The 14,422-nt window shown below is 50.2% G+C and carries 17 protein-coding genes and 3 tRNA genes; 10 read left to right on the forward strand and 10 right to left on the reverse strand.

The annotated features are described in order from the left end of the window. Window positions 1-16 precede the first annotated feature (16 nt). The 3 genes from AC0LWE_RS17260 to AC0LWE_RS17270 form a co-directional block, all read right to left on the reverse strand. Window positions 17-658, reverse strand: coding sequence for a TetR family transcriptional regulator (locus AC0LWE_RS17260; protein ID WP_059180218.1), 642 nt, complete (start codon window positions 656-658; stop codon window positions 17-19). Window positions 659-724: 66 nt separating this feature from the next. Next, on the reverse strand, window positions 725-1,198 hold the full coding sequence (locus AC0LWE_RS17265) for a threonine/serine exporter (RefSeq protein WP_059180217.1): 474 nt from the start codon (window positions 1,196-1,198) through the stop codon (window positions 725-727). Then, window positions 1,189-1,965 carry a threonine/serine exporter family protein gene (locus tag AC0LWE_RS17270; protein ID WP_219347085.1) on the reverse strand — a complete coding sequence of 259 codons (777 nt, stop codon included), beginning with the start codon at window positions 1,963-1,965 and terminating at the stop codon, window positions 1,189-1,191. Before AC0LWE_RS17270 ends, AC0LWE_RS17265 begins: the two co-directional genes overlap by 10 nt. Window positions 1,966-2,342: 377 nt before the next feature. On the opposite strand from AC0LWE_RS17270, the gene AC0LWE_RS17275 reads away from it, so the two are divergent. Further along, window positions 2,343-3,065 carry a LuxR C-terminal-related transcriptional regulator gene (locus AC0LWE_RS17275; RefSeq protein WP_059180215.1) on the forward strand — a complete coding sequence of 241 codons (723 nt, stop codon included), beginning with the start codon at window positions 2,343-2,345 and terminating at the stop codon, window positions 3,063-3,065. Window positions 3,066-3,076: 11 nt separating this feature from the next. Next, window positions 3,077-3,712, forward strand: coding sequence for a DNA-binding transcriptional activator BglJ (gene bglJ / locus AC0LWE_RS17280; RefSeq protein WP_059180214.1), 636 nt, complete (start codon window positions 3,077-3,079; stop codon window positions 3,710-3,712). A gap of 45 nt (window positions 3,713-3,757) precedes the next feature. Here the strand turns inward: bglJ and AC0LWE_RS17285 are convergent, their stop codons facing one another. After that, the gene (locus AC0LWE_RS17285; protein WP_131487337.1) at window positions 3,758-4,216 is read right to left on the reverse strand and encodes a YbaK/EbsC family protein; all 459 of its coding nucleotides are present in this window, start codon (window positions 4,214-4,216) and stop codon (window positions 3,758-3,760) included. Window positions 4,217-4,543: 327 nt separating this feature from the next. On the opposite strand from AC0LWE_RS17285, the gene AC0LWE_RS17290 reads away from it, so the two are divergent. Further along, complete coding sequence (locus tag AC0LWE_RS17290) at window positions 4,544-5,887, forward strand: PTS sugar transporter subunit IIC (RefSeq protein WP_059180212.1); 1,344 nt, start codon at window positions 4,544-4,546, stop codon at window positions 5,885-5,887. 79 nt (window positions 5,888-5,966) lie between these two features. On the opposite strand, the gene fhuF is transcribed toward AC0LWE_RS17290, so the two are convergent. Both fhuF and AC0LWE_RS17300 read right to left on the reverse strand, forming a co-directional pair. After that, window positions 5,967-6,755 carry a siderophore-iron reductase FhuF gene (gene fhuF / locus AC0LWE_RS17295; protein WP_219347084.1) on the reverse strand — a complete coding sequence of 263 codons (789 nt, stop codon included), beginning with the start codon at window positions 6,753-6,755 and terminating at the stop codon, window positions 5,967-5,969. Window positions 6,756-6,852: 97 nt separating this feature from the next. Then, complete coding sequence (locus AC0LWE_RS17300; protein WP_131487339.1) at window positions 6,853-7,917, reverse strand: GGDEF domain-containing protein; 1,065 nt, start codon at window positions 7,915-7,917, stop codon at window positions 6,853-6,855. A 216-nt stretch (window positions 7,918-8,133) separates the two neighbouring features. Here AC0LWE_RS17300 and AC0LWE_RS17305 point away from each other — a divergent pair, with 216 nt between their 5' ends. Continuing rightward, window positions 8,134-8,403, forward strand: coding sequence for a DUF1435 domain-containing protein (locus AC0LWE_RS17305; RefSeq protein ID WP_131487340.1), 270 nt, complete (start codon window positions 8,134-8,136; stop codon window positions 8,401-8,403). A gap of 40 nt (window positions 8,404-8,443) precedes the next feature. Here AC0LWE_RS17305 and AC0LWE_RS17310 read toward each other — a convergent pair. The 4 genes from AC0LWE_RS17310 to rsmC all read right to left on the reverse strand — a co-directional run bounded on the left by AC0LWE_RS17310 (window position 8,444) and on the right by rsmC (window position 9,946). Continuing rightward, window positions 8,444-8,530 (reverse strand) — tRNA-Leu (locus AC0LWE_RS17310). 30 nt (window positions 8,531-8,560) lie between these two features. Then, window positions 8,561-8,647, reverse strand: a tRNA-Leu gene (locus AC0LWE_RS17315). Between the two features lie 28 nt (window positions 8,648-8,675). Then, window positions 8,676-8,762, reverse strand: a tRNA-Leu gene (locus AC0LWE_RS17320). A gap of 155 nt (window positions 8,763-8,917) precedes the next feature. Further along, window positions 8,918-9,946: a 16S rRNA (guanine(1207)-N(2))-methyltransferase RsmC gene (gene rsmC, locus AC0LWE_RS17325; RefSeq protein WP_131487341.1), complete on the reverse strand. Its 1,029-nt coding sequence runs from the start codon at window positions 9,944-9,946 to the stop codon at window positions 8,918-8,920. Between the two features lie 102 nt (window positions 9,947-10,048). On the opposite strand from rsmC, the gene AC0LWE_RS17330 reads away from it, so the two are divergent. The 6 genes from AC0LWE_RS17330 to AC0LWE_RS17355 all read left to right on the forward strand — a co-directional run bounded on the left by AC0LWE_RS17330 (window position 10,049) and on the right by AC0LWE_RS17355 (window position 14,413). Continuing rightward, window positions 10,049-10,462, forward strand: coding sequence for a DNA polymerase III subunit psi (locus tag AC0LWE_RS17330; RefSeq protein WP_174342618.1), 414 nt, complete (start codon window positions 10,049-10,051; stop codon window positions 10,460-10,462). Continuing rightward, on the forward strand, window positions 10,431-10,874 hold the full coding sequence (gene rimI, locus AC0LWE_RS17335; RefSeq protein ID WP_131487342.1) for a ribosomal protein S18-alanine N-acetyltransferase: 444 nt from the start codon (window positions 10,431-10,433) through the stop codon (window positions 10,872-10,874). Before AC0LWE_RS17330 ends, rimI begins: the two co-directional genes overlap by 32 nt. A gap of 14 nt (window positions 10,875-10,888) precedes the next feature. After that, entirely contained in the window at window positions 10,889-11,566 is a 678-nt protein-coding gene (yjjG, locus tag AC0LWE_RS17340) for a pyrimidine 5'-nucleotidase (RefSeq protein WP_216980515.1), read from the forward strand. Between the two features lie 91 nt (window positions 11,567-11,657). After that, window positions 11,658-13,247 (forward strand): peptide chain release factor 3, encoded by a 1,590-nt coding sequence (prfC, locus tag AC0LWE_RS17345; protein WP_219347083.1) that lies wholly within the window; start codon window positions 11,658-11,660, stop codon window positions 13,245-13,247. A gap of 303 nt (window positions 13,248-13,550) precedes the next feature. After that, window positions 13,551-14,168 carry a molecular chaperone OsmY gene (osmY, locus tag AC0LWE_RS17350; RefSeq protein ID WP_202694431.1) on the forward strand — a complete coding sequence of 206 codons (618 nt, stop codon included), beginning with the start codon at window positions 13,551-13,553 and terminating at the stop codon, window positions 14,166-14,168. Window positions 14,169-14,251: 83 nt separating this feature from the next. Continuing rightward, the gene (locus AC0LWE_RS17355; RefSeq protein ID WP_002887716.1) at window positions 14,252-14,413 is read left to right on the forward strand and encodes a DUF1328 domain-containing protein; all 162 of its coding nucleotides are present in this window, start codon (window positions 14,252-14,254) and stop codon (window positions 14,411-14,413) included. The last annotated feature ends 9 nt before the right edge of the window (window positions 14,414-14,422 follow it).

Consider the following 14,422-nt stretch of genomic DNA (forward strand, 5'->3'; position numbering starts at 1 on the left):
TTAATTGCAAGCGATTTTATGGGCAGGTGTAGCGCAGGGCGACCTGAACGGCCATTTTGCGATAGTGCTGACGTTGTGCCTGTTCATCTGCACCGTCTTCAAACAGCAGCGTGAAGGTGTAACTGTTGGCGACGTAGTGAAAACTGAAACTGCTGATCAGGCGGTGTAAATCTCGGGCATCAACGGTTTGATTAAAAAGCTGTTTTTCTTTGCCGCGACGCAGGATCGCGTCGAGTAAATCCAGCGCGCTGCGGTTGACCTGACGCAAATAGCTGGACTGCTGCATGAAGCGACCGCGCTGCATGTTTTCCATACAAATAATTCGGATGTAATCGGGATGATCGGCGTGATAATCAAATGTCGCTTCGACCAAATGCACCAGCGCTTCAACGGGCGGTAAGCCCGCCAGACTGAGCTGTTTTTCACTGGCGCGTATCTGGGTATAAACATACTCAAGCGCCATAAGATAAAGATTTTCTTTGGTTTTATAGTGATAGACCACCATGCGCTTGGTGGTACCGGCTTTCTCGGCAATTTGTTCCATGCGCGCACCGTTCAGCCCGTATTCAGCAAACAGGGCGATCGCGCTTTGAAAAATTTTGTCCTTCAAACTGGAATCGTCATTGTGATCGGGGAATTCGCTGCCAGGGTTAGCCACTTCCTCTCCTTACCTTGCCAAACAGAATGCAGGGATTATCACCATGGCAGCGCGATAACACAAATCTCATACACGTGGGCGCTTGCGGTACAGCCACAAACCCGGGATCGACAGGCCAATGGAGAGCGCGCCGACAATCGATGACGCTTTCAGGAAGTTGCTCAGCAAAAGGATCATTTGCGGTTCGCTGTAGCCAAAATGGCTAATTTTAACCGCCGAGATCATCGCGGTATAAGCCGAAATGCCGGGGAACATGGGGATCACCGCTGCAACAGTAAAGACTTTTGGATGCGCCAGATACCAGCGTGACCACTGAATTCCGATGCAGCCGACCAGCATGGAGGCCATGAACGTTGACCATTCGATGTTAAACCCGGCCGTCATCATCACCATCCGCGATCCGTGACCGATGGCCCCCAAGAGTGCACACCAGGGAAGGGCGCGATGCGGCACATTGAAAACCATGGCAAACCCCACGGCGGGAATGGCGGACAAAGCCATATCTTGCGCCAGTGCAAACAGAAACTCGATTATGCCCATCCGCGCAGCCCCCACAGCGTCATTGCCATTACCACGCCAATGCAGGTGGCGAGGGTGAGTAAACTTGCAATCGCCCAGCGTGCCAGGCCCGTATTGATATGCCCTTTGAACATGTCTGCGACCGAGTTAATCAACGGAAATCCGGGTACCAGAAGCAACACGCTGGCCGCCATTGCGATGGTTGGCGTGTTGGCAAACGTGGGCAGGCGTAAAAGTAAACCGGAGACGGTCGTGGCCACAAACGCGGCGATACAAAAGTTAATTTGTGGATGCATATGTCGCTGGGTGAGGAGCTGTCGAACGTACATCGCGATAGCGCTGGCGAAAAATGTTACGACGGCACCGTCCCAGCCGCCGTTATTGAGTTTGCAAAAGCAGGCGCAGGAAAGGCCCACCATCACGACCACTAACCAGAGTGGATAACGCAGCGGTTTGATCTGATGAAAACGTTTTTCGACGGTATCCCGATCCAGTAGCTTATGCTCAGCCATGATCACAATGTGCTGAACTTCCGTCACCACGTGCATATTAATGCCGCGATCCTGATTTTTACGCGTTGAGGTGAGGCACTGCCCATCTTTAATGGTGGTTAGCACAATAGCATTTGAAGAGATGGAACTCTCGACGTTGTCCATCCCGAGTGCCAATCCCAGCCGTGTGGAGAGCTCTTCGACCAGCGCACTTTCCGCGCCATGTTGCAATAGAAATAGACCGCACTGAATACAGAGTCGCGTGATGGCGCGTTGTGACGACTGATCTGCCTGCATTTGAAACCCTGAAATATGAGAACTGCCAGATTGTCTGGAATGCCTATTTTTAGCACAAACCACGGGCGCTCTGGCTCTGAGTCAGATCAACATTTGTGCAATCAGTTACAGGAGTAAAACAGATTTTATATATTTTGTGAATAATAAAAGTCTATATATAAAATTTCTTAATTAGCCACTGTTGTTTAATATTTCATGTCCATGCTATTAAGTTATATATTTTTTGTACTATATTACTATTCAGTTTAAGGTCGTCATGATAATTAAGTGCTTTGTAAAATAATATCTGTTGTAATTTCGGGGTAAATATCCTTATCATATCTCAAATTGGACTTTAAATATCTTTATAATAGATGAAGAAAGGAATCGGAGAATCTATGTCATCGGTCAAGGGCAAATTTGCAATAGTGATTAGTAAAATCCCCATGGTGCAAATGGGGTTGGGATGCATGATGGCAAGGCATTTTCCTGAATATGAAACGACCTATTGTCGAACGCAAGACGAACTAACAAGCTTGCAGGTAAAAAGATCGGCCGTCATCATTGCTGATATCTCTGGCGAATACGTTAATCCGCGTGGGGCGCTAGAACAATATTATTTATTAATGAGTCAATATAAAGGTATTCACTGGGTATTTTTAATCTCCCGGCCTCTGTACCCCCTGGCGATTGAGTTGCTGATGTGTCCCGAGAGCACGCTCCTGTCGGATATGGGGCCAGTTGAAGGTGTGATCGATGCCCTCAGTGCAGGGCGCGAGCGTGCTGAGCGGATAAGTCAGGCCTTGTTGCTTCCTGAGCCACAGGTAGTTGATAAAGCGCATGAGCCTTCCGTGACGTTGACGCTTTCCGAGCGTCAGGTATTACGTCTTCTGGGTAAAGGTTGGGGTATTAATCAAATCGCGTCCTTACTGAATAAAAGTAACAAGACGATCAGTGCTCAGAAAAATAGTGCGATGCGCCGATTGTCGTTGCATGGCAACGCTGAAATGTACGCATGGATCAACAGTTCACAAGGAATGAGAGAGTTAAACTTAATTTCAGCCTATGGAGAACCAAAGGAATGGAAAAAAATACCGCAGGAAGACACATTGCTGTCGTAGATCCCTGTAATATGAGTGCTGTTGGGCTGGCGCATCTTTTTATGATGGCCTCATTTCGCCAATACCAATTGCATCTGTTTAATAATTTTGAGAGTTTTAATACTGCCCTTTCGCATATTCCTTTTTTCTCGGTGATCTATTCGCTTTCTGACGCCCGCGAAGAGCGACGAAATTGTCTGGTTTGTATGCGCGAACTTGCGTTTAAACACGGTGCTATACAACGCATTATCCTGGCGGGAGATGAGGTTGAGGCCAGATTGATCGCCCAACTTTCGCCCTCTCTCCTTCACGGGATTATTAGCAAATCGTCATCACTGGTCGATCTTCGAAGGCAGCTCATTGCTCTGCTGGGTGAAACGGGAGAAGTTAACAGCAATGCGTTTACCCACTGGCATGGGTGCCACGCCAGGATGTTAAGTCCAACGGAACGGACGGTTTTGCGCTACATGTCGTCGGGTCTTTCCATCCCCGAAATTGCAGTACAGCTAGAGCGCAATATCAAAACTATCCGTGCGCATAAATACAACGCGATGCTAAAACTGGGCGTGAATTCTGATGTTGGGCTTCTCGATGCCGCCGACATTCTCAGGAATCTACCGAAGGTTAAGCCGCGGTTCGCCTTATGGGTTGCGCCATTTTACTCATAGTGCAAAACCGAAGGCCCCCCTGCGCCAGATCCCTGGCGCAACGGTTTAAATGCAAACATCAACCCATGTAGCCGACGTCAGTTCCGCCATTCGTTCAGGCTTGATGCGCACGGCGCTGTGGATTGACCCTGCCGCGGGCAGGACTTCGTCGTATTGCTTGAGCGAGATGTCACAAAAAACAGACAGCGGATTTTCTAGCCCAAAGGGGCAGACACCCCCAACTGGATGCCCGGTTAATGTCACCACTTCATCGCTGCTGAGCATTCGCGCTTTTGCGCCAAAGGTGTCTTTCAGCTTTTTGTTATCCAGGCGCGCATCGCCTTTCGCCACGACAAGAATCACCTCATTTTTGACTTTGAGCGATAACGTTTTGGCTATTTGCCCCGGCTCAACGTGATGGGCGGCAGCAGCCAACGCAACGGTTGCTGTGCTCTGGCTCAACTCAATGACATCAATATCGGGGGCATTGTCAGCAAAAAATTGCTGTACGGACTGCAAACTCATTGTTATCTCCTGACAATTATCCTGCGTAATCTGTCATAAGAAATTATGCTCTGTAAATATCTCTTAAGTAACAAATATCCCTGACACCCGATTTCTGGATCGCCTTCACAATCACGGAAACCGGTTACAGTAACCGGTTGCAGAGCGAGAAAGAGAGATTAATACTGACTGTGTAACGTCCCCTGTATCCAATAATAAGAGTCAATCATGAAACAATCTGTCCCTGTTGTGTCGCTGGTTCATGACCCAGCAAGGTGGTGAAAATGATGTATGGAACACCGTATGACGCGTCTGCGTCGGAACTGATCATCTGACAGGAGAACCATTATGTCTGCCAACCATGCTGCGTTTAATTTGATATTCCGATTTGTCGAAAACTATGTCAGTCCCATTGCCGGGCGGATCTCCTCCCAGCGTCATGTGATGGCCATCCGCGATGGATTTATTTCTGCGATGCCATTCATGATTGTCGGTTCATTCTTATTAGTCTTTGCTTACCCGCCTTTCTCACCTGACACCACCTGGGGCTTTGCGCGCGCGTGGCTGGATATGGCGAAGCAGTTTGAAGGGCAAATCCTCACCCCGTTTGATATGACCATGGGCATTATGTCCATCTACATCTGCGCGGCGATCGCTTATAACCTGGGCAAGCACTACGTTAAGTCGCATCAGCTTGACCCGTTTATGTGCGCGATGCTGTCCTTAATGGCGTTTTTACTGGTTGCAGCGCCAAAAACAAAAGGGGCGATGCCGGTTGATAGCCTGGGCGGGACCGGAATTTTTACAGCGATTCTGGTGGCGATCTACTGCGTCGAAATGATGCGTTTCCTGAAAGCGCATAATATTGGCATCCGTCTTCCGGATCAGGTTCCGCCGATGATCAAAAACTCATTTGATCTTCTGATTCCTGTGCTGGTTGTCGTCCTCACGCTTTACCCGCTGAGCCTCTTTATCCAGTCTCAGTTTGATATGCTCATTCCGCAAGCCATCATGTCTATCTTCAAGCCGTTGGTTTCCGCAGCCGATTCTCTGCCTGCCATTCTGCTAGCGGTACTGATAGCGCATTTACTGTGGTTTGCCGGGATACACGGTGCGGCGATTGTCTCCGGAATGCTGCAAATGTTCTGGCTGACCAATCTTGGCATGAACCAGTCTGCGCTGGCGCAAAGCGCGCCACTGCCGCATATTTTCATGGAAGCGTTCTGGACATTCTTCATCGTCATTGGCGGCTCGGGCGCGACAATGGGGCTGGTCTTGTGTTACTTGCGCAGTCGTTCTGCGCATCTGCGTTCTATTGGTCGTCTGAGCGTCGTGCCCAGTATTTTCAATATCAACGAACCGGTAATTTTTGGTACGCCGATTGTAATGAACCCGGTGTTCTTTATTCCATTCCTGCTGGCACCCATGGTTAACGCCGTGCTTGCATGGGCAGCCATGAAGCTGGATCTTATTGGTCGCGTTATTTCCGTTGTGCCATGGACCGCACCTGCACCAGTGGGCGCAGCGTGGGCGTTAGGTTGGGATTTCCGTGCGGCGCTGTTGGTCATTCTGCTGGCGTTAGTCTCGGGGATTATTTATTACCCATTCTTCAAAGTGTATGAGAAGCAACTTCTGCAGCAGGAAGCAGAGGAAGCATTACGTGCAGAGGAAGAGAGTCAGCAAGTCGCGTAGTGAAAAGCAAAACGGCAACCGAGGTTGCCGTTTTGTGTTTTGTCCTATTTTTCTGGGAGAACGCGTCGCAATGTACGCCCTATTTCAGCGTGCAGTCGCCGCACTGCTGTACATCTGGCAGGCGATAGCGCTGACAGCAAGTTCGACGGACAAGCAGTCCATCGCGTGGAACGACGGTACGGAACAAAGGATTATCCCGTCCATCTGACAGCTGCTTTGCAAAGAAGCAGGACTGGCGTAGCGTGTCGAGGGTTTCATCGCCCAGTAAAGGTTTCATTTCATTCAGATACCAGTGAATCAAATAGCCGGTATTGCTCCAGATGAGTTTTCCGTTGATCTCACCCGTTTTTTCCAGCGCGTCAACGACGGGAATAAGCGCTTGCTTTAGCAGCGTTTCCATTCGTTCCTGCGGCGATTGCAAGGTCGCGACGCGATCCTCATGAACATCAATCCAGATACACGCTGCTCGGCCCGTCTCGTGGAACTCGACGTGGAAATGCTCCGGGGATAAATCCAGAGCAATATCCTGAGTGAGCAAAGCCTGCATGAGCGGGGGCACCATCAAACCGATATACCACTGCGCCCACAGGGAAAGTAACGGTTTATTTTCCCGCGCAAGAGTGGGTTGATTTCGGTAAATATGATCGGAGTAAGCCGCGAGCAAGGACTGCATCTCGGACGGGCGTTGCCATTGCGACAGTGTCATTGCCTGATGCGGGTGTGGCTCATCGAATTTGATGAAATCGAGCAGGTAGGCACGGTTTTCTGTGATCGTATCCCGTATGGAATCCGCAAGCGCAGTGCTCCCGCTGGTAAGACGGGCTCGCCAGATGATGGGATCAATGACTTGTGCGGAATGAGTAGCCATATCGGAATAGGATAGGAATCTAAATGATAATGATTGCCAATCCTAACTATAGATAAAACCGATCGCAAGTCTTTTGTCAGTACAAGGGGGATGGAGTTTATCCGGCAAGAAGCTCAGGGCTGATAAGGATATTGTTGCGCCCTTGGTGTTTGGCTTCGTACAGCGCTTTATCCGCTTTACCGAGCGCACCTTCGATATCTTCGCCCTCAAAAATAGCGATACCGATACTGATAGTGACATTGGTTGCCACGCTCTCGTTAAACATGTGCGGGATCTTGAGGTCGTACACTTTCTGACGAATACGTTCCGCGGTCTGGCGTGCCTGATCGAGGGTAACGCTGGTTAACAGCACCATAAATTCTTCACCGCCAAAGCGCGCAACAATATCCCGTGAACGAACGGCATCGCGAATGGCGGCGGAAACCCGAATCAGTGCCTGATCGCCCATCATATGACCGTAGTGATCGTTGTAGGCCTTGAAATGATCAATATCCAGCAGCAGGACGAAATGCTCTCCCTGCTCCAGCGTCGGAAGATTTTCCAGGCGATTATGCAATCCACGTCGATTATACAAACCTGTCAGCGGGTCCATCATACTCAGATCGTTAAGCGTTTCACGCTCCTCAAGGAGCCGATACAACAGCTGTTGTGCAAAGCGGTCGTTACGTTTTTGAATAACGTGATGGATGGCAATCCCAACCATCGGGAGAGCGAGAGAGTAAATGACCCGCAGCCAGTGTTCATGCTGGCTAAACCACATGCAAACGACAAAAGTCGGCAGCGAATGGAGCGTAAATGCTTTGATATCACTCGCGAAGGCCAGAGAGCCAATAAATAGAACGCTTAATAAGCCCAATAAAAGAAAGGTAAAAGGATCTTCCGTGACCAGCGTAAATTTATAGGCAATATGCCATGCCCATATTCCACCAAAGGTCAGGGAAATCACTGAAATATTGATCTTCCTGGTTTTATTTCTCCAATGCCAGATAAGCAATGCCACACTGAGCGTAAAAATTAACACGACAGGGAGCGTGAGCATACGCACGTTGTACAGCGGGTTCAGCAGAGTAAAAAGTGCTGAAACGGCGTTCAGGAATAAAAATAAACGTAACGATAACTGATATTTCTTGTGGCGTAATGAGCGCCAGGATTGTGATGTCATGTCGGTATGTTTTTATTAATTCTTAATTAAATCAAAATAATGGCAGCCGATTTGAATGTAAAACTGAGAAATAATCAGGGACTTAATAATCAGGAAATAGTTACGTGTAGTTAACAGGTGTGCAATTTATCACCTTCCTCATTTCCTGTCATTACAGGAAAGGTAAAGGTGATGAGATTGTTGCGACATAGACTGACAAATGCGAAAACCTATCATATGATATTGGTTATCATTATCGTATTGAGAGGGCGAACCATGTTGAGTAAAGCGCTGGGAAGTGGATGGGGTGTGTTGCTGCCGGGTCTACTGATTGCTGGACTGACCTTTGCCGATCTCTCACTGGACGTCTGGAAAATGATTATTGTATCGGGCTTACTGATTACGTCAGCAATGATTTGGCATAAGCAATTACGTCACTTTGTGCTGTTGCCGTCATGTGTCGCGCTGATTGGTGCAATGCTGGTAATAACGATGAGTTTAAAATGATTGAGAAAGCAGAGAGAAATCAGGAAGGAGATAAGATAAGTGGTGCGAAGAGGGGGACTTGAACCCCCACGTCCGTAAGAACACTAACACCTGAAGCTAGCGCGTCTACCAATTCCGCCACCTTCGCACTGTTATCTTATTTTTGATATTGCCTCGTTGGTGCGAGGGGGGGGACTTGAACCCCCACGTCCGTAAGAACACTAACACCTGAAGCTAGCGCGTCTACCAATTCCGCCACCGTCGCCCGGTGAGAACAATATCTACATGGTTTTTGGTGCGAGGGGGGGGACTTGAACCCCCACGTCCGTAAAGACACTAACACCTGAAGCTAGCGCGTCTACCAATTCCGCCACCGTCGCATACCATCAATACTTAAAAAGTATTGCAACCACGGAGGCGCATTCTAGATGTTTTCAGCTTTTCGTCAATAGAAAATTGTGTAGGGTGTTTTATTTGCTGCAAAAATGGACATTTACGTCGCCCGGCAGACATTACGCTACCGGGCTGATGGCGATTACTTTTTCGCCTGACGCGTCATGACGGTACGGTAAACCTTAAAGCGACCAGTCTGCGCCAACACTTCGTGGAAGCCGAAAATCTCATCCAGAAGCTTAGGATAAGGCAGGAAGGCGTTTGCAACGATACGCAGTTCACCGCCGCTGCCAAGGTGGCGGACAGCTCCACGAATCAACGTCTGTGCGGCTTCAAGGCTGGTCTCCATACCATCGTGGAACGGTGGGTTGGAGATGATGATATCAAAGCGGCCGGTGACTTCAGAGAACACGTTGCTGGCGAAAACGTCACCTTCCAGCCCGTTAGCGGCGAGGGTCGCGCGGCTCGCTTCAACAGCAGGGGCACTCACATCGCTCAGGGTTAAACGGACTTTCGGTGAATGACTTGCCAGCACGGCGGAGAGCACGCCAGCGCCACAGCCCACATCCAGCACTTTACCTTTGGTGTGTGGCGTGAAAGTGGAAAGCAGCAGTTGACTGCCCACGTCCAGACCGTCACGGCTGAATACGCCTGGGAGGGTTTTGATCGTCAGACCATCGAGCTGATACTCGCCCCAGTATTTTTCCGCATCAAAGGTCGGCTGTTTATCCAGACGACCGTGGTACAGACCACAGCGACGCGCGCTATCAATTTTGTTCAGCGTCGCGTATTCCGCCAGCATAGGCTCTGCGCTTCGCACGCCGCTGCGGTTTTCACCCACGACAAAAATATCGCAGCCCACCGGCAGCATAGAAAGCAGGTTCATCAGCTGGAACTGAGCTTCTGGCTTGTTCTTCGGCCAGTAGTAAATCAGGGTGTCACAGTCGGCGACATCGCTTTGCTCTGCCACCAGGCTGAAGCGTACGCGGTCTTCCATCTGACGGCTCAAAAGCTGCCAGTGGTGGTATTGCTGAGTATGGGCGCGGCTCGCGGCACACTCGAAACGGCCAGGCAGGTCATCCTGCATATCTCCGGCAAAAAGAATACGGCTTTGTTCGAAATCATCACTGTGGCGCAGCAAGACTTCACTTGCCGGGGTAAATGCAGACATGAATTGTTCCTCAATAAACTATGGCGGCGAGTATAGTTGGTTGATGGCGCAGATACGACATATTTGCTATATTTGCGCGCCTGACAGACAGGAGTTTTCGCTATGACATCCCGACGAGACTGGCAGTTACAGCAACTGGGTATTACCCAGTGGGCCCTGCGTCGCCCGACGGCGTTGCAGGGCGAAATTGCTATCTCAATTCCTGCACATGTTCGTCTGGTTATGGTGGCAGAGGCGTTGCCTGCATTGAATGAAACGTTGATCAATGATGTGCTACGCACGCTGAAGGTGAGCCAGGATCAGGTGTTGCAGCTCACGCCCGATCGTGTCGCCATGCTACCCGCCGAAAGCCACTGTAATTTCTGGCAGTTAGGCGTTGAAGAAGTCCTTACGCTTCGTGGCGGCAGACTCTCTTCGCCAGCCCTGGAAGAACTAAAAGCAAACCCAGCAGCGCGAAGCGCTCTATGGCAACAAATCTGCGAATATGAACACGATTTCTTCCCTCACGACGACTGATCTCGCATCGGCGTTCGCGATTGAAACACGCGCCCACGCTTTCCCGTGGAGCGAAAAAACCTTTGCCAGCAATCAGGGCGAGCGTTATCTCAATTTCCGCATGGATGTTGACGGCGAGATGGCTGCGTTTGCCATTACGCAGGTCGTTCTGGATGAGGCAACGCTGTTTAATATCGCTGTCGATCCGGCATTTCAGCGCCGAGGTTTGGGCAGAGAACTGCTTGAATTTTTGATTCGCGAGCTGGAAGCGCGAGACGTTTTCACGCTTTGGCTTGAGGTGCGCGCGTCTAACGCCGCCGCTATTGCGCTCTACGAAAGTTTAGGCTTTAACGAGGCGACGATTCGCCGTAATTATTACCCCACTGCAGACGGGCGCGAAGACGCCATCATCATGGCTTTGCCGATTGGATAAAAAAGGTTGTAACGATGAAATGGGACTGGATTTTCTTTGACGCCGACGAAACGCTGTTTACGTTTGATTCGTTTGGTGGTCTACAGCGGATGTTTTTGGATTATAGCGTTACCTTTACCGCTGAAGATTTTCAGGACTATCAGGCGGTGAATAAGCCGCTGTGGGTGGATTACCAGAACGGAACCATCACCGCGTTGCAGCTTCAACATCAGCGTTTTCAAAGCTGGTCGGAACGTTTGAACGTCGATCCCGATTCGCTCAATGAGGCCTTTCTTAATGCAATGGCAGAGATCTGTGCGCCGCTGCCGGGTGCCGTGTCGTTGCTGAATGCGCTGAAAGGCAAAGCGAAGCTGGGGATCATCACCAACGGTTTTACGGCCTTGCAGCAGATCCGACTTGAGCGCACCGGTCTGCGCGATCATTTTGATGCATTAGTGATTTCCGAGCAGGTAGGCGTACCCAAACCGGATCCGCGCATTTTTGATTATGCGCTGGAACAAGCGGGTCATCCCGATCGTGAACGCGTGCTGATGGTGGGCGATACCGCTGAGTCAGATATTCTGGGCGGCATGAAGTCTGGTCTTGCGACTGTCTGGCTTAATGCGCACAGCCGCGCCTTACCTGACGGCATTCATCCGACCTGGACCGTCACATCATTGAACGAACTGGAGCAACTCCTGTGTAAACAATGATTGCCTGCCCCCCGTTGATGGGTAAAATAGCCGCAATTTCGTATTCCATGATGCGTGGCCAGCTGCCGCGCTTAAATAAGAAGATTCAATTATGACGTTGTCCCCTTATCTGCAAGAGGTGGCGAAGCGCCGTACTTTTGCCATTATCTCTCACCCGGATGCCGGTAAAACGACCATCACCGAAAAGGTGCTTTTATTCGGACAGGCGATTCAAACTGCCGGTACGGTAAAAGGTCGTGGTTCAAGCCAGCACGCGAAATCGGACTGGATGGAGATGGAAAAGCAGCGTGGTATTTCGATCACCACGTCCGTGATGCAGTTTCCGTATCACGACTGCCTGGTGAACCTGCTGGACACCCCGGGCCACGAAGACTTCTCAGAAGATACCTACCGTACCTTGACGGCGGTTGACTGCTGTTTGATGGTGATCGACGCCGCAAAAGGTGTAGAAGATCGTACCCGTAAGCTGATGGAAGTCACCCGTCTGCGCGACACGCCGATCCTCACGTTTATGAACAAACTTGACCGTGACATCCGTGACCCGATGGAAGTGATGGACGAAGTGGAGCGTGAGCTGAAAATCGCCTGCGCGCCGATCACCTGGCCGATTGGTTGCGGCAAGCTGTTTAAGGGCGTTTACCACCTCTATAAAGACGAAGTGTATCTCTACCAGACCGGTAAAGGTCACACCATTCAGGAAGTGCGCATCGTAAAAGGTTTGGATAATCCTGAACTGGAAACGGCCGTCGGCGAAGAGCTGGTGGTGCAGCTGCGCGATGAGCTGGAGCTAGTGAAAGGCGCGTCGCACGAATTTGACCACGAGCTATTCCTGGCCGGTGAAATCACGCCTGTCTTCTTTGGTACTGCGCTGGGTAACTTCGGCGTTGACCATATGCTCGACGGTTTGATCGAGTGGGCACCGCAGCCGATGCCGCGTAAAACCGACACCCGTCTGGTTGAAGCTGCTGAAGAGAAGTTCACCGGTTTTGTCTTTAAGATTCAGGCCAACATGGACCCGAAACACCGCGACCGCGTGGCGTTCCTGCGTGTGGTCTCAGGTAAGTACGAGAAAGGCATGAAGCTGCGCCAGGTGCGTATCGGCAAAGACGTTGTTATCTCCGACGCGTTGACCTTCATGGCCGGTGACCGTTCTCATGTTGAAGAGGCGTATCCGGGCGACATCATTGGCCTGCATAACCACGGCACCATCCAGATCGGCGATACGTTCACCCAGGGCGAAATGATGAAGTTTACGGGTATCCCGAACTTCGCCCCGGAACTGTTCCGCCGTATTCGCCTGCGCGATCCGCTCAAGCAAAAACAGCTGCTGAAAGGTCTGGTTCAGCTCTCCGAAGAGGGTGCGGTGCAAGTCTTCCGTCCTATTTCGAACAACGATCTCATCGTGGGCGCTGTGGGTGTACTTCAGTTTGACGTGGTCGTTGCACGTCTGAAAAGCGAGTACAACGTTGAGGCGATTTACGAATCGGTGAACGTTGCCACCGCACGCTGGGTTGAATGTTCTGACGTGAAAAAATTCGAAGAATTTAAGCGTAAGAATGAAATCCAGCTGGCACTGGATGGCGGTGATAACCTCACCTACATTGCGCCGACCATGGTTAACCTGAACCTCACTCAGGAGCGTTATCCGGACGTTCAGTTCCGTAAAACGCGCGAGCACTAATCCCATCTCAGAGCGCGGCGATCGCCGCGCTCTTCTTAATTCCCTGCTTTATTAATCCCTTGCGGAATTTTCTTAATTCATTGCATTTTCATCTCTATCGCTCATTATTTCGCCGTTTCTGAAAGCAGCCCTCAAATTGTGATCTATATTTAACTCAGTGTTTAGCACCGGGCGCGGATGAAAGCTCTGTTCAATGCGTGTTGATAAGCCTCTCATCCCGACCGTGTGTTTAATCGCAAAACTAATAACTAGTCCAAGGGATGTTTGACGCTCAAATTACGAGCAAACTACAGGAATACATCGATGAATATGACAAGACTGAAGATTTCTAAAACTTTGCTGGCAGTCACTTTGGGTAGCATCCTGGTAAGCGGTTCTGCACTGGCAGAAACCACCGCCACGGACAAAGCGCAATCCACCGCTGATTCCGCAGGGCAAAAAATCGATAGCTCTATGAATAAAGTCGGTAATTTCATGGATGACAGCTCTATCACAGCAAAAGTGAAAGCCGCTCTGGTGGATGATGAAAAGATCAAGAGCACCGACATCTCCGTGAAAACGGATAAAAAAGTGGTCACGTTAAGTGGCTTTGTCGAAAGCCAGGCGCAAGCTGAACAAGCGGTCACCGTGGCGAAAGGCGTTGAGGGTGTCACCTCAGTCAGCGACAAACTGCACGTTCGTGATGCCAAAGATCAGTCAGTGAAAGGCTATGCAGGCGATACGGCAACCACTAGCGAAATCAAAGCTAAACTATTAGCAGATGACATCGTGCCGTCACGTAAAGTGAAAGTGGAAACCACCGATGGTGTGGTGCAGCTCTCCGGTACGGTTGATTCACAGGCGCAGGTTGAGCGTGCCGAAACTATCGCTAAAGCCGTTGATGGCGTGAAAAGCGTTAAAAACGATCTGAAAGCGAAATAAAAACGACATTTGGCTGAACGCTGGTGGGCGTCCTGAGCGCCCACATTAAGCGGCCGATATTAACTATGGTAAAGGAGAGTTCTATGTTTCGTTGGGGCATCATATTTCTGGTTATCGCGTTAATTGCCGCCGCTCTGGGCTTTGGTGGTTTGGCGGGTACAGCAGCTGGCGCGGCAAAAATTGTCTTCGTCGTCGGTATTATCCTGTTCCTGGTCAGCCTGTTTACTGGACGTCGTCGTCCCTAGCTGAGCGCA

This window comes from Lelliottia sp. RD5, assembly GCF_056032945.1.